At 64.8% G+C, this 20,297-nt stretch carries 16 protein-coding genes; 3 read left to right on the top strand and 13 right to left on the bottom strand.

All coding sequences use genetic code 11. The features are described from left to right. Positions 1-23 precede the first annotated feature (23 nt). From PQQ51_RS22745 to PQQ51_RS22765, 5 genes are all read right to left on the bottom strand, one after another. A complete protein-coding gene (locus PQQ51_RS22745; protein WP_120297341.1) occupies positions 24-209 on the bottom strand; it encodes a hypothetical protein in 186 nt (61 codons plus the stop codon). A gap of 295 nt (positions 210-504) precedes the next feature. After that, positions 505-1,797, bottom strand: coding sequence for an MFS transporter (locus PQQ51_RS22750; RefSeq protein ID WP_408499077.1), 1,293 nt, complete (start codon positions 1,795-1,797; stop codon positions 505-507). A gap of 120 nt (positions 1,798-1,917) precedes the next feature. Then, the gene (locus tag PQQ51_RS22755; RefSeq protein WP_408499151.1) at positions 1,918-3,336 is read right to left on the bottom strand and encodes an efflux transporter outer membrane subunit; all 1,419 of its coding nucleotides are present in this window, start codon (positions 3,334-3,336) and stop codon (positions 1,918-1,920) included. An 83-nt stretch (positions 3,337-3,419) separates the two neighbouring features. After that, the gene (locus PQQ51_RS22760; RefSeq protein WP_408499079.1) at positions 3,420-4,616 is read right to left on the bottom strand and encodes an efflux RND transporter periplasmic adaptor subunit; all 1,197 of its coding nucleotides are present in this window, start codon (positions 4,614-4,616) and stop codon (positions 3,420-3,422) included. A 17-nt stretch (positions 4,617-4,633) separates the two neighbouring features. Continuing rightward, a complete protein-coding gene (locus PQQ51_RS22765; RefSeq protein ID WP_408499081.1) occupies positions 4,634-7,816 on the bottom strand; it encodes an efflux RND transporter permease subunit in 3,183 nt (1,060 codons plus the stop codon). Between the two features lie 317 nt (positions 7,817-8,133). Here PQQ51_RS22765 and PQQ51_RS22770 point away from each other — a divergent pair, with 317 nt between their 5' ends. Together PQQ51_RS22770 and PQQ51_RS22775 are read left to right on the top strand one after the other, a co-directional pair. Further along, the gene (locus PQQ51_RS22770) at positions 8,134-8,346 is read left to right on the top strand and encodes a hypothetical protein (protein WP_408499083.1); all 213 of its coding nucleotides are present in this window, start codon (positions 8,134-8,136) and stop codon (positions 8,344-8,346) included. Positions 8,347-8,459: 113 nt separating this feature from the next. After that, positions 8,460-9,488 carry a serine/threonine protein kinase gene (locus PQQ51_RS22775; protein WP_408499085.1) on the top strand — a complete coding sequence of 343 codons (1,029 nt, stop codon included), beginning with the start codon at positions 8,460-8,462 and terminating at the stop codon, positions 9,486-9,488. A gap of 59 nt (positions 9,489-9,547) precedes the next feature. Here the strand turns inward: PQQ51_RS22775 and PQQ51_RS22780 are convergent, their stop codons facing one another. Continuing rightward, complete coding sequence (locus tag PQQ51_RS22780; RefSeq protein WP_408499087.1) at positions 9,548-11,452, bottom strand: DUF3857 domain-containing transglutaminase family protein; 1,905 nt, start codon at positions 11,450-11,452, stop codon at positions 9,548-9,550. 328 nt (positions 11,453-11,780) lie between these two features. Between PQQ51_RS22780 and PQQ51_RS22785 the strand changes: the two genes are divergently transcribed. Next, positions 11,781-12,521 (top strand): PepSY-associated TM helix domain-containing protein, encoded by a 741-nt coding sequence (locus PQQ51_RS22785; RefSeq protein ID WP_408499089.1) that lies wholly within the window; start codon positions 11,781-11,783, stop codon positions 12,519-12,521. A gap of 16 nt (positions 12,522-12,537) precedes the next feature. On the opposite strand, the gene PQQ51_RS22790 is transcribed toward PQQ51_RS22785, so the two are convergent. Genes PQQ51_RS22790 through PQQ51_RS22820 form a run of 7 tightly spaced genes read right to left on the bottom strand, consistent with a single transcriptional unit; the run spans position 12,538 to position 20,079 of the window. Then, positions 12,538-13,560, bottom strand: a complete 1,023-nt coding sequence (locus tag PQQ51_RS22790) for an XdhC family protein (RefSeq protein ID WP_408499090.1) — start codon at positions 13,558-13,560, stop codon at positions 12,538-12,540. Continuing rightward, a complete protein-coding gene (locus tag PQQ51_RS22795) occupies positions 13,533-14,147 on the bottom strand; it encodes an SRPBCC family protein (RefSeq protein ID WP_408499092.1) in 615 nt (204 codons plus the stop codon). Before PQQ51_RS22795 ends, PQQ51_RS22790 begins: the two co-directional genes overlap by 28 nt. Further along, complete coding sequence (locus PQQ51_RS22800) at positions 14,138-15,409, bottom strand: vWA domain-containing protein (RefSeq protein WP_408499094.1); 1,272 nt, start codon at positions 15,407-15,409, stop codon at positions 14,138-14,140. Before PQQ51_RS22800 ends, PQQ51_RS22795 begins: the two co-directional genes overlap by 10 nt. 5 nt (positions 15,410-15,414) lie before the next feature. Then, positions 15,415-16,326 carry an AAA family ATPase gene (locus PQQ51_RS22805; RefSeq protein ID WP_408499095.1) on the bottom strand — a complete coding sequence of 304 codons (912 nt, stop codon included), beginning with the start codon at positions 16,324-16,326 and terminating at the stop codon, positions 15,415-15,417. 1 nt (position 16,327) lies between these two features. After that, positions 16,328-17,125 (bottom strand): FAD binding domain-containing protein, encoded by a 798-nt coding sequence (locus PQQ51_RS22810; protein WP_408499097.1) that lies wholly within the window; start codon positions 17,123-17,125, stop codon positions 16,328-16,330. A gap of 22 nt (positions 17,126-17,147) precedes the next feature. Further along, entirely contained in the window at positions 17,148-19,529 is a 2,382-nt protein-coding gene (locus PQQ51_RS22815) for a xanthine dehydrogenase family protein molybdopterin-binding subunit (protein ID WP_408499099.1), read from the bottom strand. Between the two features lie 10 nt (positions 19,530-19,539). After that, positions 19,540-20,079: a (2Fe-2S)-binding protein gene (locus PQQ51_RS22820; RefSeq protein ID WP_408499101.1), complete on the bottom strand. Its 540-nt coding sequence runs from the start codon at positions 20,077-20,079 to the stop codon at positions 19,540-19,542. Positions 20,080-20,297: the final 218 nt, after the last annotated feature.

Here is a 20,297-nt window from a genome sequence, read left to right on the forward strand (position 1 = left end):
GGCGGCTTTTTTACGCGCTACTGCTACACCAGCGCCGGCAATCCTTCGACCAGCACGACCGCGAACACCACGCCGATCAGCGCGCCGAGCACGCGCAACGCGTTGTGCCGTAGTTCCGTCTTGCAAGGGAGCGCGCCGACGAATAACGCGCCGGCCAGCGCCATCGGAATGACCAGGATGAAATCGCCAATCGTGAAGTAGGTCGTCATGCTCGTCTCCTTATGTGTTCCCTGCGACGGCAGCGGCTCTATTTCTGGAGTCATGCACTGCCGAAGCTCGATTCGAGTATAGGCGACGCTTAGATCAACGTAACAACGCTTGCGGCGTTGCAGCGCGTATTCGCAAGGCGTTGAACACGGAGGGACAAGGCTGCGCGCGTTGACGCGCCGCAGCAAACCGACACAAAACACTGAAGCGTTTGCTTACGTCGGCCTTTCGTATTCGAGCAGGATCATGCGCAACGGATGGGTGAGGCGACATGCTGTCGTGACATTTCAGGCGTCGTCACGCGATAACGCGCTCGCGCTCACGCAATCGCGAAGCCGCGACGAGACCGATCACGAGCAGCGCACCCACCAGCCCCGCGACCCCGTTCCAGCCGAAGCCGGCCCATACATGGCCGCCATACGACCCGACCACACTCGAGCCGATGTAATACGCGAGCAGATACAGCGCGGCGGCCTGGCCCTTTGCTTCCTTCGCGAGTCGACCGACCCAGCCGCTCGCGACCGAATGCCCGGCGAAAAAGCCGAACGTCACGCATGCGATGCCGGCCGCGATGGCCGTCAACGGATGCAGCATCGTGAGTCCGAGCCCGGCAAGCATCAGCAGCAGACTGGCAATGAGCACGCGCGCGCGGCCGAACGTGTCGGCCATGCGCCCGGACCACGGCGACGCGACCACGCCTGTCAGATACACGACGAAGATCGCGCCGATCTCGGTCTGACTCAGCCCATAAGGCGGCGCGAGCAGGCGGTAACCGATGTAGTTATACAGCGTGACGAAACTGCCCATCAGCACGAAGCCGAGCAGAAACAGCCAGGGCAAACCGGGCCGGGTGAATTGCTTCAGTAACGCGCTGCGGTGATGCGTAAAACCAAGCCCGCGACGCGGCACGAAATGACGCGACGGCGGCAGCAGCGCGCGAAACGCGAGCATCGACAGAATGCCGAGCACGCCGATCGTGCCGATCGCCACACGCCACGAGAACAGATCCGCGACGACGCCGGTAATCACGCGTCCCGCCATCCCGCCGATCGCAGTGCCGCCGACATACAGGCCCATCGCGAGGCCGAGGCCGTCCGGATGCACTTCTTCCGCGAGATAGGCCATCGCGACCGCAGGCACGCCGCCGAGCGCCAATCCTTCGAGCATGCGCAACACGAGCAGTTGATGCCAGTGCGGCGCGAACGCCACGCCGATCGTCAACAGCGCGGACAACGTGAGCGATGCGGTCATCAGCCTGTGACGGCTCCAGCCTTCCGACACGAAGCCGGCGACGAAGATCGCGAGCGCGAGCGCGGCGGTGGTGAACGACAGCGACAAGCTGCTTTGGGCGGGCGTCACGTTGAATGCCGACGAAAACGCGGGCAACAACGGCTGTACGCAATAGAGCAGCGAGAAGGTCGCGTAGCCGGCGAACAGCAGCGCGACGCTGGCGCGCCAGTAAGCGCGCGTACCGCGCTCGAGATAGGGAATGCCGGCTGAAGCGGAGGAGGCGGTGGAAGATCCGGCAGCTTGCGATGCAGAAGGAACAGCCGAAGCAGCAGTCCGGTGCGATTCCGGCGATGCGGTCACGAAAAACTCTCCGTTGGGAAATGCAGCGAATTCAAAACAGTTAAGGATACGCTGAAAACCGTGCGGAGGTCGGCGTGACACGCATGGAGCCACGCCGCGTGGGCCGGCAGAAGCGCTCGGTCAACCGCGAGCGGCTGTATCGCTGGCAGCCGCGCCGGGGTGCACGATCTGCTCGTCCGTCGGCAGCGCGGAGGTGTCCCAGCCGCCGCCCAGCGCCTTGATCAACGCGACGCTCGCGGCCATGCGGCGGCGCGCGATCGATACCGCAGTGCGCTCATTGGCGAGCGCGGTGGTCTGCGCGACCACGACGTCGAGATACGTGATCGCGCCATTTTTATAGCGGTCCAACACGACCGCGAGCGAACGCTGTGCGGCGGCCACCGCGTCGTTCTGCGCGGCGGCTTCCTGTTCGAGCACGCGCAACGCGGCGAGGTTGTCCTCCACCTGACCGAATGCGCTGAGCACCGTTTGCCGGTATTGCGCGACGCTTTCGTCGTAATGCGCGCGCGCCTGTTCCTTCACCGATGCGCGCCCGCCGAAGTCGAGCAGCGTTCCCGCGAGTGTCGGCCCGAGCGACCATAGACGGCTCGGCGCCAGCAACCATTGACTGTAGTTGGTCGCTTCCAGTCCGCCCGTGACCGACAGAATCAGATTCGGGAAAAACGCCGCCGTCGCGACGCCGATCTGCGCGTTCATATCGGCGACGTGCCGCTCGGCCGCGGCGATGTCCGGCCGTCGTTCGAGCAACGCGGACGGCACGCCGGTCGCCGCCACCACCGGCACCGCGGTGAGCGGCGCGACCGGCAGCGAGAACGTGGAAGGCGGCTGGCCGATCAGAATCGCGATCGCATGTTCGAGTTGCGCGCGCTGCACGCCGAGGTCGAGTGCCTGCGCCTGGGTGGTCTGCAACTGCGTTTGCGCCTGCGCGACATCGGCGTCCGTCGCGATGCCGCCGGCGTAGCGGTGCTGGGTCAGATCGAGCGCTTCCTTGTAGGCCCGGATCGTGTCGTCGAGCAGTTGGCGCTCCTGATCCAGACCGCGCAACTCGAAGTAATCGGTCGCGAGTTCGGCCTGCATCGACAGCAACGCGGCCTGCGCATCCGCGGCGCTCGCCTGCGCTTCGGCTTTCGCGCCTTCGACGCTGCGCGACACGCGTCCCCACAAGTCGGGTTCCCACGACGCGTCCGCTTGCACGGCATAGTCGTTCAACGTGAGACCCGCAGTCGACTTGTGCAGCACATTCGCCGACGAGCGCGCGCGCGAATAGTCACCGTTCGCGGTGACGAGCGGGAAGAAGTTCGAACGGTACTGTGCGACCGTTGCGCGGGCGGCGCGAAAGCGCGCTTCGGCGGCCTGCACGTTCTGGTTCGCGCTCGCCACCTGTTGTTCGAGCGCGTCGAGCGATGGGTCCGCGTACACGCTCCACCACGCGCCGCGTGCGATCGTGTCGGCGGGTTGCGCGGGCTTCCAGCCGCTGCCTTCGAGTTCCTTGTAGGTCGCGGCGCTGGTGGTGGCCGGCTTCACGTAGTCGGGCCCCATCGTGCAGGCCGTGAGCGAGCAGGCAAGCGCCAACGCGATGGCCGACGCTCCTGGCGCGCGAGGCCGATGCAATGCAGGCGCGCTCACTTCGCCTCCGCCGTTTTGCGCGCCACGACCCGCACCGGCGCGCCGTCGACGATCGAATCCTGCGGATTCAGGATCACCTGTTCGTCGCCTTGCAGGCCCGAAGCGATCGCGACGCGCGTGCCGAAGTCCGTGCCCAGCGTGATCGGCCGCAGCTTCACGTTGTGCTGCGCATCGACGGTCGCGACTTTCACGCCGTCCGGCCGGAACAGCAACGCGTTGCCGGGCAGCGTGAACGGCGCCGCGCCCGTGCCGAGCGCGAAATGCACCTGCGCATACGCACCCGGCAGCAGATCGCCGTTGCGATTGTCGACGTCGACTTCGACGAGCATCGTGCGCTGTTGCGCGTCGACGGCGCCCGCCGTTCGCGCCACCGTGCCCGGATAACGTTTCGACGGCGTTTCGGTCAGCGTCAGAAATGCGCTCTGCTGCGCGCGCACCTGTTGTGCGTACGCTTGCGGCACGTTCACATACACGCGCAGACGGTCGGCCTGCGCGACGTGGAACAGCTCTTTCGCCGGGCCGCCCGAGCTGCCCGCGTCGATCAGCGCGCCGACATCGACATTGCGCGCGGTCACCGTGCCGTCGAACGGCGCATAGACCTTCTGGAACGACTGGGTTTTTTCGAGTCGCGCGACATTGAAGCGCGCCGCGTCGAGCGTCGCTTTCTTCGCGAGCATGTCGCCGACTTTTTCATCGGTCTCCTGCTTCGAGACCGATTTGCTTTTCAGCATCTCGCTCCAGCGGTCGGCGGTGCTTTTCGCGAGCGCGTAATTCGCGTTGGCGTTCGCGAGGTCGGCACGCGCGGCGCGCAGTTGATCGTCCACTTCGGGCGTGTCGATCTCCGCGAGCAACTGGCCGTTCTTCACCTTCGCGCCGATGTCCGCGTACCACTTCTTCAGGTAGCCGTTGGTGCGCGCGTAGATCGGCGTATCGAGAAAAGCCTGCACGTTGCCGGGCAAAACCAGATCGAGACCGGCCGTCGATTTCTGCGGATGCACGACTTCGACGCTCGTCTGGCTGACATGTTCGGCATCGCGTTCGAGCGCGGCATGCGCGTCGTGACGCGACCAGATGCCTTGCGCGGCGAGCGCGATCACCACCACGCTCATCGCGACGAAGATCCAGCGCGAGCGCTTGTGCGCGCTCGCCTGAGGCACTGCGTTGGACCGGTCTTCCGGACGTTTTCCTTCCATTTGCCTTTCCTCTGTCGTCACGGTTTCTGCACCACATGTTCGGCCGCGCGTTGCCGCCGCGCCGCAAGCCGCCGGTAGATCATCGAAAACACCACCGGCACGAAGATCAGCGTCGCCAGCGTGCCGACCGTCAGGCCGCCGATCACCGCGCGACCGAGCGGCGCGTTCTGCTCGCCGCCTTCGCCGAGGCCGATCGCCATCGGCACCATGCCGATCACCATCGCGAGCGCGGTCATCAGCACCGGACGGAAACGCGTGAAGCCTGCTTCGATCGCCGCGCGCGTCGCGTCGCCGTGTTCGAGCAACTGTTCGCGCGCGAAGCTGATCACCAGAATCGAGTTCGCGGTCGCAATGCCGATACACATGATCGCGCCGGTGAGGGCCGGAATCGACAACGTGGTGTGCGTGAGGAACAGCATCCACACGATGCCGGCGAGCGCGCCGGGCAGCGCGGTGATGATGATGAACGGATCGAGCCACGACTGGAAATTCACCACGATCAGCAGATACACCAGCAGGATTGCGAACACGAGACCGGCGAACAGGCCCGAGAACGAATCGTTCATCGTCTGCACCTGGCCGCGCAATTCGATGGTCGAGCCTTTCGGCAGATCGGCTTTTGATTCGTCGACGATCTTGCGGATGTCGTCGGACACGCCGCCGAGATCGCGGCCGTCGGCGGTGCCGAAAATGTCGATGGTGGTCTGCGCGTTGTAGTGCGTGAGCACCGCGTTGCCGGCTTCGCGTTTCATCGTCGCGAACGAGCCGAGGATGTTGCTGCGGCCGTTCGCGGTCAATGGAATGTTCGCGAGCGATTGCAGCGAATCGATCGTGTATTGCGGCGCTTCCGTGATCACGTTGTAACTGACGCCATTGCGCGGATTGAGCCAGAACGTCGGCGTGGTTTGCTGGCTACCCGACAGCGTGATCAGCAGATTGCTCGCAATGTCGCGTTGCGAGAAGCCCGCCTGTTGTGCACGCGTGCGATCGACGTCGATGAAAATACGCGGCAAATCCGCCGGCTGCTGGATGCGCGCGTCGGCGAGGCCCGGCACTTTGCGCAAGCGGTTCAGCAGGTTCGCGGCGAACACGCGATTGCCGGCCACGTCGCGGCCGACCACCTGAATGTCGATCGGCGACGGCATCCCGAAGTTGAGTGTCTGGCTGACGATATCGGCGGGCAGGAACGCGAACTGCACGCCGGGGAATTCGTCGGTAAGCGTGCGGCGCAACGTGCGCACGTAGTCGGCGCTCGGGCGATGATCGGGATTCAGCGTGATCAGCACGTCCGCATCCGACGTGCCGATCGTGCCGGTGTTGCTATACGACAGGTTGATGCCGGAGACGGGCAAGCCGATGTTGTCGATGATCGAATGCAGTTCGCCCGGCGGTATCAACTGACGAATCCGCGTGTCCACGCGATCGGTGATCACCGCGGTTTCCTCGACCCGCATGCCGGTTTTCGCGCGCAGATGCAGCGCAATCGTGCCGGCGTCCACGGCCGGAAAGAAGTCGCGGCCGAGAAACGGCATCAGCAGCATCGACGCGCCGCAGCACACCAGAAACAGCGTGACGAACAGACCCGGCCGCGCGACGCGTGCTTCGAGAAAGCTGCGATAGCGGTCGCGAAATCGCGCGAAGCCGCGCTCGAACGCATAGTGCACGCGCATGAACGGATTGCGCGTTTGTGCTGGCGCGGGATGCAGGTCCGACGGTTTGTGATGATTGCGCAGCAGGTATTTCGCGAGCGTCGGCACGAGCGTACGCGAGAAGAAATACGACGCGAGCATCGCGAACACGACTGCTTCGGCGAGCGGAATGAACAGATAGTGCGCGACGCCGGTCAGCAGAAACATCGGCACGAACACGATGCAGATGGACAACGTCGACACCAGCGTCGGAATCGCGATCTGGTGCGCGCCGTCGAGAATCGCCTGTTCGAGCGTCTTGCCCTGCTCGAGCTGATGACTGATGTTTTCGATCGCGACGGTCGCATCGTCGACCAGAATCCCGACGGCGAGCGCCAGGCCGCCGAGCGTCATGATGTTGATGGTTTCGCCGAGCATCGACAGCGCGATGATCGACGTGATCATCGACAGCGGAATCGATACCGCGATGATCAACGTCGCGCGCCAGTTGCCGAGGAACAGCAGAATCATCAGACCCGTCAGGCACGCGGCGATCAGCGCCTCGCGCAGCACGCCTTGCACCGACGCGCGCACGAACAGCGACTGATCCGCGACCGGATCGATATTCAGCGACGCGGGTACGAGATTGCGCAGCGTCGGCATCATCGTCTTGATGCGGTCGACAATTTCCAGCGTCGAGGTATTGCCGCTTTTATTGATTGTGAGCAGCGCCGCGCGCTGGCCGTTCACGCGCACGATGTTGGTCTGCGGCTGAAAACCGTCGCGCACATGGGCGACGTCGCGGATATAAACGGTGCCGTTGGCGGTGGATTTGATCGGAATAGTGTTGAGACCGGCGAGCGAGTCCGGGCTGCCGTTCAATTCCACCGAATACTCGGTCGCGCCGATTTTCGCGGTCCCCGACGGCAGGATCAGGTTCTGTGCGGTGACCGCGTTGACCACGTCCATCGGCGACAGATTGCGCTCCTGCAGCTTGCGCGAATCGATATCCACCATGATCTGCCGCTGCTTGCCGCCATACGGCAGCGGCGCCGACGCGCCCGGCACGGTGGCGAGCTGCGTCTTCAGAAAGTTATTGCCGAAGTCGAACAGCTCCTGCTCGGTCAGCGAAGCCGACGACAGCGCGAGCCGCAGAATCGGCACCGTCGACGCGTTGTAGCGCAGGATATTCGGCGGCGTGATACCGGGCGGCAGCGAGCGCAATTGAGTTTGCGACAGCGCGGTGACTTCGGCGAGCGCTTCGTCGATATTCGCGTGCGGCTGGAAGAAGATCTTCACCACCGCGATCCCGTTCAGCGACGTCGACTCGGTATGTTCGATATCGTTGACCGCGGTCGACAGCCCGCGCTCGTAGTTGAGCACGATACGCTTTTCCATCTCGTCCGCGGGCAGGCCGTTATACGACCAGATCACCGACAGCACCGGAATGTCGATATTGGGGAAGATGTCGGTGGGCGTGCGCAGGATCGTCAATGGCCCGACGATCAGCAGAAGCAGGGCCAGCACGACGAAGGTGTAGGGGCGCCGCAGCGCCAGGCGAACGATCCACATATCGGGTGCGGTCGGTAATGCCGGATGATTTTGATCTATCTCCCCGGCTGGGTTTATGATGGTCTCGTTGCGACGCGACAGCCGAGATGATCGGGTTAGCGCGCCGTAATGGGAATAGGGCGAAACGACGGGTCAAGTGCCTTTTGTTCGCGCTTTCCAGGGCCCCGCAAACCGGGAACAATCACTTGAAGCTCTCACGCGGAGTGCGCGCGGCAGATCGGTGCGTACGCAACGTTCACGGCGAAGCGGCGCTTTTATCATCACCTTGACCGGCACGGAACCCATAAAGCCGGCTATGGGAGAAACGGGGAAACATCATGCAAATCGGTTCCATTGTCCGATCGGTGCATATCGCCGTGCCACAAGGCGCGCGCGGGATCGTCATGCGGATTCTCGGCGACATGGCCATGGTCGCGTGGTATGCCGGCGAGCCCGGCACGTCGGAGCATCTGAACACTGAACCCTTCTTCCTTGAAGATCTGATCGATACCGGCGAGATGGTGCGTCCGTCGAGCGCGCAGGTGCATTGACGGCGCGCGGTCCGGATTCTTGAGGGCTGCGTCTGAACTATTCCTGGACTGTCACCTGCATGTCATGAGCCGTTGCCCTCGTCTTTGACGGCGGCGCGGCGCACAATGCGGGCATGAACGACGACACTCCCGATCTGCAGGACGGCGCCGACAGCGCCGTTCCCTTCGCCCGGCTCAAGCCGGAAATCGTGCTCGACGCGCTCGACAGCGTGCTCGAGACAGTCGGTGTGCGCACCGACGGCCGCATGCTGCCGCTCAACAGCTACGAGAACCGCGTGTACCAGGTAGGCGTCGAAGACGGCCCGCCGGTGGTCGCGAAGTTCTATCGCCCCGAGCGCTGGAGCGATGCGGCGATCCTCGAAGAACACGCGTTTGTCGCGGACCTCGCCGCGCGCGAGATTCCAGTGGTGCCGGCGCGCGTGTACGAAGGCCGCTCGCTGCATACGTTCGACGGCTTCCGCTTTTCGATCTTCGAACGCCGCGGCGGCCGCGCGCCCGATCTCGACCGGCGCGACACGCTCGAATGGCTGGGGCGTTTCATCGGCCGCATTCACGCGGTCGGGCAGACGCAGAACTACGCTGAGCGGCCCACGCTCGACATCCACACGTTCGGCTATGAGCCGCGCGACTTCCTGCTGTCGCAGCGCTTCGTGCCGGACGACGTGCGTACCGCGTGGGAAACGGTCGTGAACCTCGCACTCGAAGGCGTGGAGCGCGCGTTCGAACGCGCGGGCGACATTCGCATGTTGCGCATGCACGGCGATTGTCATCCGAGCAATGTGCTGTGGACCGATGCGGGCCCGCATTTCGTCGATTTCGACGACAGCCGCATGGGCCCGGCCGTGCAGGACTTGTGGCTATTGCTGCCCGGCGAACGCGTCGAGGCGTCGCGCGCGCTGGCGGACTTGCTCGCCGGCTACGAAGACTTTTGCGATTTCGAGCCGCGCGAACTGTATCTGGTCGAAGCGTTGCGCACGCTGCGCCTGATCCACTATCAGGCGTGGCTCGCGCGCCGCTGGGACGACCCGGCGTTTCCCGCGGCGTTTCCGTGGTTCAACACGCAGCGTTATTGGGAAGACCGCATCCTCGAATTGCGCGAGCAGCTCGGTGCGATGCAGGAAGGGCCGCTCTGGCCGGTTTGAATCGCGCGAGCGGTTGCCATGTCGAGCACGAAGCATGTCAGTGTCAGTGCGCGTCGGCCTCAAGGCGCCCCTGACGCTACGCTCGACGGCTCCTCCACCAAAGTCGATTTCACGATCACTTCCGCGCGCACGTCCCGGCCGATCGCTTCGATCGCGGGGCGCATCTGCGCGAAGTCGTCGGGCGTGCAGACTTCGCTGTCGAAATGGGTGGTGCCGTCGCGCGTCATCGTGACGACGTTCGTCTGCGGATCGAACGTGTACTGCGACTGGAAATCGACGAAACGGTCTTGCGTGCGCCTGGCTTCCGGCATGTCGAGCACGCGGAAATTAGCCGGCAATTCGATGCGCGCGTGTTCATGCAGCGCCAGGTTGTGGCAAACGAACGGTTGCGTGCGGCGGCGCTCGCCGAGCCAGTAGCGGGTGTCCGAATCGAAGCCGCCGGCGAGACTCGTCAACGCCGGAATCGATGCCGCGGCGCCGGGCACCACGAGGCTTTCGAGCGTGCCTTTCATCGTGATCGTCAACGGGCCGTCGGCGGCGCTCAGATCGCTGGTGGTGAGCGTGGCCGCGCCGCGCAGATTGACGCTGCGCAATTCCGCCTGGATCGATTCTTCACGCTGCGCGGGCGTCTGCGTGCGCAGCATCGCGCGAGTCTGCTCGGCCGTCGGGCCGGACGCATCGAGCCGGTACGTGAAGCTCGCCGAGCCGTCCGCTTCGACCTTGATCGACAGATCGGTGCTGCGGTTCATCGGCGCGGTGGCCGGCGTGTGCGCGAGCACGCCCTGATCGACGAGCACGGTCGGCCGGTTCATATCGGACGACGGCAGATAACCAAACTCGACGCTCGACGCGGTCGAATCCGCGTACTGCTGCAAATCGGGCAGCCACGTGATGATGTGATTGATCACGCCGTAGCCCGGCACGTCCGGCAACGTGTAGATCGTGCCGTTGCTGATCAGCGCCGGCTCGTTGCGCACGCCGACTGCGTCGAGCAGCGCGCCGTACAACGCCACGTGGTCTTTGCAGTCGCCGTAACGGTTCGCGAGGATCGCACTCGCGCCGTGCGGCACGACCGCGCCGCGCCCCACGTTGATCGCCACGTAACGGACATTGCGGCGTACCCAGTCGTACAGCGTTTTGGCTTTGTCGCGCGGCGTGCGATCGTGCGCGGTCAGGTTTTGCGCGAGACGCACGACAGCCGGGTCGCGCGCGCTCGGATCGGCGGCCGACGCTTTGTAGGTCGCGGCGAACGCGGCGTAATCGGGAAACGTCGACACCATCAGCCGGTCGCCATACGAAACGTAAGCCACCGAGCCGCGTTCCAGCCGGCTGTAATGCGCCTTGTCGTAGCGATATTCGTAGCGTGTGCGGCCGTCGCGCGTGATCGGCGGCACGACCGTGAAGCCGCGTGCGTCCGCGTAAAGCGGCTTGTCGGCCGGCAGATCGTAGATCAGCCGGAAGTTGTGAGTGGGCGCGAGATCGGGCGGCGTGAAGTCGCTGAATTCTCCGGGCACGATCGGCTGCTTCTGCGTTTTCAGATAGGTGAGATGCACGCGCGCGCCCGGCTCGACGGCGGGAAACACGATCACCTTTTCCTGGATGTCCTGGAACATCGGCGCGTCGAACGAACGTGCTTCCTGCACGTCGCGGATCTGGTCGGGCTGCACGTCGTGGCGCACGCCGTCGGCGCTCGTCGTGTAGGCCTCGACGATCTGCACGTCGGCCATATTGCGGTTGAACCACACGTATTGCTGCGCGACCCGCGCGACGCCGGCTTCGTTATTCACGAGCAGCGTCATCGAATCGAGTTTCGTAAACGAGCCGTCCGCGTTGATAGTGAAGGTTTGCGTCTCGCCTTCGTTCGTATACGGATCGTCCAGTTTTGCTGGAATGCTCGCACTCGCGATGGAGAGGCCGGCGATCCAGCCGGCGGTGGCAACGCAAACGAGCGGAAGAAGGCGCATGGCGGGCAGGTATCCGGACGGACGGCAAAAAATAGAGATGAGAACGCGCCTAGAGTCGGTTTGCGCCGGCCGGATGTCAAGAGGAGACGATGCGTTGTGATTGAGCAAACGGCTTATCTATGTAATGATAGCCATTCTCATTTGAAAGGCGTCGCCAGCTTCCTGCCACATTTCTCCTCCTCTGTGGCTGCCAGCCAGCATTTCAGCCAGATGCCCGGACCGCAAGCCGGGTTGTCTGGCCTTTCCTTTTGAATCTCCACTGACCGCTGATCGTGCGCCTCGTCGCGCGGCGGCGACGGTGTTAACTTGCAGCGCCTGGAGCCTCGATGTGAACGCGCCCGACTCGATCGATATGAAGCCTGCTGCCGACAGCGGCACGCAATACAAGGCTCATAGCCAGGCGCGCGGTCATCATCTGATGGACGATGCCGAGCAGGCCGCGCGGCGTCAGCGTTCGAGGCGCGCGAATTTCATCAAGTGGCTGCGCAAGGTGCATGGCTGGGTCGGCCTGTGGGGCGCGGTGCTCGGCCTGATGTTCGGCGTGACCGGTTTCGTGCTGAATCATCGGGCCGGTCCGTTGAAGATTTCGCCGGGCGAGCCGCAGGTCGAAGAGTTGCAGATTCGGGTGCCGCAAAAGAAGCTGGCTTCGCCGATGGAAATGACGAAGTGGCTCAAGAGCGAACTGAAGATCGACGGCAAGCCGGGCAGGGTGAAGCGCGAGCCGGCGCATGCGGTCGCGTGGGGCGACCGTAGCGTGGTTCAGCCGGAGCTTTGGACGGTGGGCATTTTTGCGCCGACGCAGAACGTGCAGGCGGAGTACTGGGTCGGCAACGGCTTCGTCAGCGTGAAGCGCACGCACAACTCGTTCATGACGACGCTCAACAATCTGCACCGCGGCGTGGGGATGAGCCTCGGCTGGGTGCTGCTGATCGATACGATCGCCGGGTCGATGATTCTGCTGTCGCTGACCGGCGTGTTGCTGTGGACCGAACTCAACAAGCGTCGTTTGATCGGCGTGCTGCTGGTGGGCGGCTCGATCGCGGCCGCCGTGGCGTGTGGGTTGATATAAAGGGCGTCGCGCTTCTTCAGACGCTACACGCCGCGCCACCGGAAGCCGCGATCTCCCGCGCGGCTTTTGCGCCTTCTACCTGCAACAAGGTCGGCAACGACACGCCGTTCTTGGCCGCCGTCACCTCGGCGAGAATCGACACGGCTATCTCCGGCGGCGTGCGGCTGCCGATGTAAATCCCAACCGGCCCATGCAACCGGGCCAGTTCGGTGTCGTTCAGATCGAATTCCTTCAGACGTTCGCGGCGCGCCTGGTTGTTCCGTCGCGACCCCAACGCGCCGACATAAAACGCCGGCGTCTTCAACGCTTCCATCAGCGCGAGATCGTCGAGCTTCGGGTCGTGTGTCAACGCGATCACCGCGCAGCGTTCGTCGAGTTTCATGTCGGTCACGGTATCGTCCGGCATCGTGCGGACGATTTTCGTGCCGGGGATGTTCCATTCCTCCGTGTATTCCTCGCGCGGGTCGCACACGGTCACCTGATAGTCGAGGCCGACCGCGATGTTGCACAGGTAGCGCGACAATTGCCCCGCGCCGATCACCAGCATCCGGTAACGCGGGCCGTGAATCGTCAGCAGACGTTCGCCGTCGAAATGCACGCCGTCGGTGGCCAGCGCCGCGTCGAGGCGCACCGCGCCCGTCGCCATAACGACTTCGCGCGCGACGAGGCGGCCGTCTTCCACCGCGTTGCACAGCTCGGCGATGCCGCTTTGCGGCGTCAGCGGTTCGAGCACCAACTGGATCGTGCCGCCGCACGGCAAACCGAAGCGATGCGCCTCCTCCGCCGAAATGCCGTACTTGACCGCTTCCGGATGCGTCTGCTCGATCCCGCGTTGCCGGACGCGCTCGATCAGATCGTCTTCGATGCAACCGCCCGATACCGAGCCGACCACCAGACCGTCGTCGCGTACGGCGAGCATCGCGCCTTCGGGACGCGGCGACGAGCCCCACGTCTTCACCACCGTGACCAGTAGCGCGCGATGTCCTTCCGCGAGCCAGCGTGCGCTGCTCTTCAGGACTTCGAGATCCACGCTGTCCATGATTTCTTCCTCTTGGTTCCTGCTGTTCCTTCCGGTTCTTCGGTTGCTTCGCCGTCGGATTGGGGGGCCGGCGCCGGAGTCGATTCCGTATTCTGCGCTGCTGTGGCGGCGGCTGCTGGCGGGCCGTCATCCGGCGCCGTGGCGTCGCCGCCTACCTGCGCGCCGAAGCGCTTGAAGAATTCGCCGGCGATTTTACGCGCCGCGCCGTCGACGAGCCGCGAGCCGATCTGCGCAAGCTTGCCGCCGACCTGGGCGCTCGCGACGTAAGTGAGTGTCGTCGCCGCCTCGCTTGCCGGTTCGAGCGTGACGCGCGCATTGCCTTTGCCGAAGCCGGCAGCGCCGCCCTGACCTTCGAACACGATGGTGTAGGTATTGGGCGCGTCGATCCCGGTCAACTGCATGCGTCCTTTGAAGCGCGCCTTCACCGGACCTACCGATGCACTCATCACCACGGCATACGCATTGTCGCCGTCCGGATCGATGCTCTCGCAACCGGGGATGCACGCGCGCAATATCTCCGTGTCGTTCAAGGCATCCCACGCGCGTTGCTGCGAAACCGGCAGCGTATGAGTTTCGCTCAATTCCATGGCATTGCTCCCGCGGTTGTCGTGGTGGATCCGGCGAGACGCGGCGCGCGCGTGAACTGCTTGAGCTGTGTCAGATGCGCGAGGTCGCGGCCGAATGCGGCCAGACTGTCCAGGTTATGAACCGGCCGATGCGCGTCGACATACGGCAGGATCGCCTGCACGCCGCGCGCCTTCGGTGAAAAACCGCTGAAACGCAACAGCGGATTGAGCCACACGATTCGGTGCGCGAAGCGGCGCAAGCGGGCCATTTCGGTGTCGAGCACGTCGATCGCTTCGTGGTCGAGGCCGTCGGTGACGAGCAGCACGGTCGCGCGACCGGTCAGCACGCGTCGTGCCCAGCGCCGGTTGAATTCGGCGAGCGCCGCGCCGATCCGCGTGCCGCCCGACCAGTCGACCACCTGATCGGTCAGCGCCGCGATCGCCACATCGGGATCGCGTTCGCGCAACGCGCGCGTCGCGTTCGTGAGACGGGTGCCGAACAGGAACACCTGCAGGCGTTCGCGCGATTGCAGCAACGCGTGGCAGTAGTACAGCACCGCGCGCGAATAGTTGCTCATCGAACCAGAGATATCGAGCAGCAGCACCAGCGGCGGTTTGCGTTCGACCACCGCGCGATACTTCCACACCGTCCAGTCGCCACCCGCGCGCACCGCATGCCGCGCACTCGCGCGCAGGTCCGCATGCGTGCCGTGCGACGCGGCTTTCAGGCGGCGCGTCGGCTCGGTCGCGAGCGGCACGCGCTGGCCACGGATCAGATGACGCAGCGTGCGCCATTCGTCGGCGGAAAGAGTGTCGAAATCGCGGTGACGCAAGCGCTCTTCCGCGCTGAAGCTCAGGTGTGCGCGCAGTTCGTGCTGGCCGGTTTCCGGCGGCGGTTTGCCGTGCGCCGGGCGCGGCGCGCGCACCGCGAGGGCGTCCGCGAGACGGTTGTTGCGTTTGGGCGGCGGCAGTCCGTCGCGCACTTTCGGCAGCAGCAGCGCGCGCAGCTTGCCTTCCCAATCGGGGTCGCGCCAGAACAGTTCGAAGGCCGCGTTGAACAGGTCGCGTTGATCGGGCGCGCTGACGACCGTCGCGGCGAGCGCGGCGCGCACGTCGTCGCGCCGGCCGAGGTCGATCCAGTGCAACGCGGCGAGCGCGTCGACGGCCTGCGCCGGCGACATCGGCAGACCGGCGGCGCGCAGCACGCGGATGAAATGCACGACGTTGCGGGCCAGAATGGGGGGAGTGGAAGATGCGGCGGTTGTCTGCGTCGTGCGAGTCATCGCCATTACTCCGGTACGGCGAGACAGTGTGCGATCTGCACCGCGTCGACGCGCGCAAGATCGTCCTGATACTTCAGCAGCACGCCGAGCGTGTTCTGCACCGATTGCGGATCGAGTTCCGTCACCGACAACGCGTCGAGCGCGCGGCACCAGTCGATCGTTTCGGCGATGCCGGGCGCCTTGAACAGATCCATGCCGCGCAGCCGATGCACGAAATCCACCGCGCGCCGCTGCAATTCCGCCGACGTATCCGGCGCGCGCGCGGCGACGATCGCCAGTTCGCGATCGCGCTCGGGATAGCCGATCCACTGATACAGACAGCGGCGCTTCAACGCGTCGTGCACTTCGCGCGTGCGGTTCGACGTCATCACGACGAGCGGCGGCTGCACCGCGCGCACCGTGCCGTATTCGGGAATCGACACCTGAAAGTCCGACAGCAGTTCCAGCAGAAACGCTTCGAACGGCTCGTCGGCACGATCGATCTCGTCGATCAGCAGCACGCGCCGCGCGCCCGGATGATGTTCGTCGGGCATCAGCGCCTGCAGCAGCGGACGCTTCAGCAGGAATTCGCTGCGATACAGCGTGTCGTTGCCGGGCCGCTCGCCGGCCGCTTCGGCGAGCCGCAGCGCCATGATCTGCCGCGGATAGTCCCACTCGTACAGCGCGCTGGCCGTATCGAGTCCTTCGTAGCATTGCAGCCGCAACATCGACGTGCCGAGCATGCCGGCCGCCGCTTTCGCGAGCTCGGTCTTGCCGACACCCGGCTCGCCTTCGACGAACAACGGCCGCTCCATGCGCAGCGCGAGATACAGCGCCGTCGCGAGTTCGCGGCTGGCGAAGTAATTCTGCACGGCGAGCTGCGCGAGAGTGTCGTCGATTGAGGCGGGCTTTGAAGGAAGCTTTGAAGCGGGCTGCATGCTAGCCGCTCGCCTTCGCCACCGCCCGCGCTGCCAGCACCGGAATCAGATGCGCGCGATACGCGGCACTCGCGTGCATGTCGGTGTTCAGATCGGTGTCGGAGATTGTCACCGCGCGCGCTGCGTCGGGCGTGAAATTCGCGCTCAGCGCCTGCTCCAGCTCCGGCACGCGAAACACCGACGCCGCCGCGCCCGTCACCGCCACCCGCACGTCGCTCGCGAACTTCGCGACGAACACGCCGGCCAGCGCGAAGTGCGAAGCCGGATTGCGGAATTTCTCGTAGGCCGCTTTTTCCGGCACCGGAAATTCGACGGCGACAATCAGTTCGTCCGGCGCCAGCGCGGTCTCGTACATGCCGACAAAGAAATCGGCGGACGCGATGCGCCGCCGGTCGGTGACGATCGTCGCGTCCAACGCCAGCGCCGCGGCCGGATAGCAGGCAGCCGGGTCGTTATTGGCGAGCGAACCGCCGATCGTGCCGAGCGCGCGCACCTGGCGATCGCCGATGTGCGCGGCGAGGTCGGCGAGGCCCGGCACGATCCGCCGCAGTTCCGCGTGGTCGGCTACGTCCGCGTGACAGACGGCCGCGCCGATCGTCACGTGGGTCGCGTCGACCGCGATCGTCCTGAGCGCGGGAATACGCGTGACGTCGATCAGTTGCGAGGGCTGCGCGAGACGCAGGCGCATGGTCGGCAACAGGCTTTGACCGCCGGCGACGAACTTCGCGTCGCTGTCGGCGGCGAGTGCTGCGGCGGCCGCTTGCGGATCCGTCGCGCGTTGATACTCGAATGAATACATGTCGGATGCTCCGCTCAGGATCTCAGTGGGACGGCTTCGCTGCATGAATCGCGGACCACACGCGATGCGGCGTGGCCGGCATTTGCAGATCGGTCACGCCGAGCGGCGCGAGCGCATCGAGGATCGCGTTGATCACCGCGGGCGGCGAGCCGATCGCGCCCGCTTCGCCGCAGCCTTTCACGCCGAGCGGATTGTGCGTGCACGGCGTGCCCTTCGCGGTTTCGACGGTGAAGTCCGGCAGATCGGACGCATGCGGCATCGCGTAGTCCATATACGAGCCGGACAGCAACTGGCCGCTGTCGTTGTCGTACACGCAGCGCTCCAGCATCGCCTGACCGATCCCCTGCGCGAGTCCGCCGTGCACCTGGCCCTCGACGATCATCGGATTGATCACGTTGCCGAAGTCGTCCACTGCGGTGAACTGCTGGATCCGGCACACGCCCGTGTCCGGATCGACTTCGATCTCGCAGATGTACGCGCCGGACGGATAGGTGAAGTTGGTCGGGTCGTAGAACGCGCTTTCTTCGAGGCCCGGTTCGAGCACGTCGAGCGGATAGTTGTGCGGCACGTACGCGGCGAGCGAGATTTCCGCGAACGCCTTGGTGCGGTCCGTGCCGGCGACGCGGAATACGCCGTCCTTGAACTCGATGTCTTCGGCCGCCGCTTCGAGCAGATGCGCGGCGATCTTCTTCGCCTTCGCTTCGATCTTGTCGAGCGCTTTCATGATCGCCGAGCCGCCCACCGCGATCGAGCGCGAACCGTACGTGCCCATGCCGAACGGAATGCGACCGGTGTCGCCGTGCACGATCTCGACGCTTTCCAGTGCAATGCCGAGCCGGTCGGCCACCACCTGCGCGAACGTGGTCTCGTGCCCCTGGCCGTGACTGTGCGAGCCGGTGAACACGGTGACCGAACCGGTCGGATGCACGCGAATCTGACCGACTTCGAAGAGCCCTGCGCGTGCACCGAGCGCACCCGCGATATTCGACGGCGCGAGACCGCAGGCTTCGATGTAGCACGAGTAGCCAAGACCGCGTAGCTTGCCGTTCCGTTCGGATTCCTGCTTACGCGCGGGGAAGCCTTTGACGTCGGCAAGTTCCAGCGAGCGCGCGAGGATGGTTTCGTAATCGCCGGTGTCGTATGTGAGGCCTACCGGTGTCGCGTACGGAAACTCGCGGATGAAGTTGCGGCGGCGGATTTCCGCCGGATCGAGCTTCATGTCGCGCGCGGCGGTTTCGACGAGGCGTTCCACTACGTAAGTCGCTTCAGGCCGGCCCGCGCCGCGATACGCGTCGACCGGAACCGTGTTGGTGAAGACCGCCTTCACTTCGGCATAGATCGCGGGCGTCGCGTACTGTCCCGCGAGCAGCGTCGCGTAGAGGATGGTCGGCACGCTCGACGCGAACGTCGACAGATACGCACCCATGTTGGCGATCGTATGGATGCGCATCGCGAGGAACTTGCCGTCGGCGTCCATGGCGAGTTCGGCGTGGGTCACGTGGTCGCGGCCATGCGCATCCGACACGAAAGCCTCCGAACGCTCGGCGGTCCATTTGACCGGTCGCCGGATTTTCTTCGACGCCCACGTCAGCGCGACGTCTTCGGCGTACAGGAAAATCTTCGAGCCGAAACCGCCGCCGACGTCCGGCGCGATCACGCGCAGTTTCGACTCCGGCAGCGACAGCACGAACGCGGCCATGAGCAGCCGCTCCACATGCGGGTTCTGGTTCGCGACATACAGCGTGTAGCTGTCGTCCTGCACCGAGTAGCTCGCGTTGACCGCGCGCGGTTCGATCGCGTTCGGGATCAGCCGGTTGTTGACGATGTCGAGCGTGGTGACGTGTGCGGCTTTCGCGAACGCGGCGTCGGTCGCGGCCTTGTCGCCGTGGCCCCAGTTGTAGCAGACGTTGTCAGGTACTTCGTCGTGCACCGCGGCCTGGCCTGGATCGGCCGCATGTGCGGTGTCGACCACGGCGGGCAGCACGTCGTAATCCACGTCGATCAATTCCGCTGCGTCTTTCGCGGCCTTGATCGAATCGGCGATCACCAGCGCGACCTGGTCGCCGACGTGCCGCACCTTCGTGTGCGCGATGATCGGATGTGGCGGCTCGTTCATCGGTTTGCCGTCGGTGCTGTGGATCAGCCAGCCGCACGGCAGCCCGCCGACATTTTCCGCCGCCATGTCCGCGCCGGTGAAGATCGCGACCACACCGGGCGACTGCTTCGCCGCGGCCGTGTCGATGCTGTTGATCCTCGCGTGCGCGTGCGGCGAGCGCAGGAATACCGCGTAGGTTTGCTGGGGCAGGACGATGTCGTCGGTGTACTGGCCGTTGCCGGTCAGGAATCGATAGTCTTCCTTACGTTCGACGGAAGCGCCGATCAGATGGGTGTCGGGTGCGTTCATCGTCGGCTCCTCAGGCGGCGACCGGCGCGGCGGCCGGCTGGTCCTGCGTGCCCGCACCGGCGGCGGCGCTGGCCGAGCCGGCGGACTTCATTCCTGCGGCGCCTTCGAGCACGGCCTTGACGATGTTGTGATAGCCCGTACAGCGGCACAGATTGCCGTCGAGCTGCGCGCGGACGTCGTCACCGGTGAGATCGGGTTGACGCTGAACCAGCGACACCGCGCTCATCACCATGCCCGGCGTACAGAAACCGCATTGCAGCCCGTGGCAGTGTTTGAAGGCCGCTTGCATCGGATGCAGCACGCCGTGGGTGGCGAGGCCTTCGATGGTGGTGATCGTCGCCCCTTCGGCCTGCACCGCGAGCATGTTGCAGGACTTGATCGCGCGTCCGTTCAGATGCACGGTGCACGCGCCGCATTGCGCGGTATCGCAGCCGACGTGCGTGCCGGTCAGCCGAAGCTGATCGCGCAGGAACTGGACAAGCAGGGTGGTGGGGTCGATTGAGGCGCTGATGGTCGCGCCGTTCACCGTCAGACTGATGCTGATCGCCATGAACTGTCTCCTGTCGACCCGAGTTCGCGCTGACCCTGGTTCGATCGCGCGTGACTCGGGTCCCATGCTGTGGGATGAGACCGGACCTTTGCTCTGTGTTGCGTTGCCTTCAGCTGCCTGCTTCGTGGGGTCCGATGCGGGACTGCGGTTTTTTTATGAGTGTGCCGAAAAGTAAAGCACAAATCGGGCGGTCGCGCTATGAGGGGAAGTGTGCTGGA

Source organism: Paraburkholderia xenovorans (genome assembly GCF_046030735.1).
GTDB lineage: Bacteria > Pseudomonadota > Gammaproteobacteria > Burkholderiales > Burkholderiaceae > Paraburkholderia > Paraburkholderia xenovorans_A.

What these genes read in the sequence shown, in the direction of transcription:
- PQQ51_RS22745 (WP_120297341.1), bottom strand. Translation starts at nt 209, where the DNA reads ATGACGACCTACTTCACGATTGGCGATTTCATCCTGGTCATTCCGATG.
- PQQ51_RS22755 (WP_408499151.1), bottom strand. Translation starts at nt 3,336, where the DNA reads ATGGGGCCCGACTACGTGAAGCCGGCCACCACCAGCGCCGCGACCTAC.
- PQQ51_RS22760 (WP_408499079.1), bottom strand. Translation starts at nt 4,616, where the DNA reads ATGGAAGGAAAACGTCCGGAAGACCGGTCCAACGCAGTGCCTCAGGCG.
- PQQ51_RS22765 (WP_408499081.1), bottom strand. Translation starts at nt 7,816, where the DNA reads ATGTGGATCGTTCGCCTGGCGCTGCGGCGCCCCTACACCTTCGTCGTG.
- PQQ51_RS22770 (WP_408499083.1), top strand. Translation starts at nt 8,134, where the DNA reads ATGCAAATCGGTTCCATTGTCCGATCGGTGCATATCGCCGTGCCACAA.
- PQQ51_RS22775 (WP_408499085.1), top strand. Translation starts at nt 8,460, where the DNA reads ATGAACGACGACACTCCCGATCTGCAGGACGGCGCCGACAGCGCCGTT.
- PQQ51_RS22780 (WP_408499087.1), bottom strand. Translation starts at nt 11,452, where the DNA reads ATGCGCCTTCTTCCGCTCGTTTGCGTTGCCACCGCCGGCTGGATCGCC.
- PQQ51_RS22790 (WP_408499090.1), bottom strand. Translation starts at nt 13,560, where the DNA reads ATGGACAGCGTGGATCTCGAAGTCCTGAAGAGCAGCGCACGCTGGCTC.
- PQQ51_RS22795 (WP_408499092.1), bottom strand. Translation starts at nt 14,147, where the DNA reads ATGGAATTGAGCGAAACTCATACGCTGCCGGTTTCGCAGCAACGCGCG.
- PQQ51_RS22800 (WP_408499094.1), bottom strand. Translation starts at nt 15,409, where the DNA reads ATGACTCGCACGACGCAGACAACCGCCGCATCTTCCACTCCCCCCATT.
- PQQ51_RS22805 (WP_408499095.1), bottom strand. Translation starts at nt 16,326, where the DNA reads ATGCAGCCCGCTTCAAAGCTTCCTTCAAAGCCCGCCTCAATCGACGAC.
- PQQ51_RS22810 (WP_408499097.1), bottom strand. Translation starts at nt 17,125, where the DNA reads ATGTATTCATTCGAGTATCAACGCGCGACGGATCCGCAAGCGGCCGCC.
- PQQ51_RS22815 (WP_408499099.1), bottom strand. Translation starts at nt 19,529, where the DNA reads ATGAACGCACCCGACACCCATCTGATCGGCGCTTCCGTCGAACGTAAG.
- PQQ51_RS22820 (WP_408499101.1), bottom strand. Translation starts at nt 20,079, where the DNA reads ATGGCGATCAGCATCAGTCTGACGGTGAACGGCGCGACCATCAGCGCC.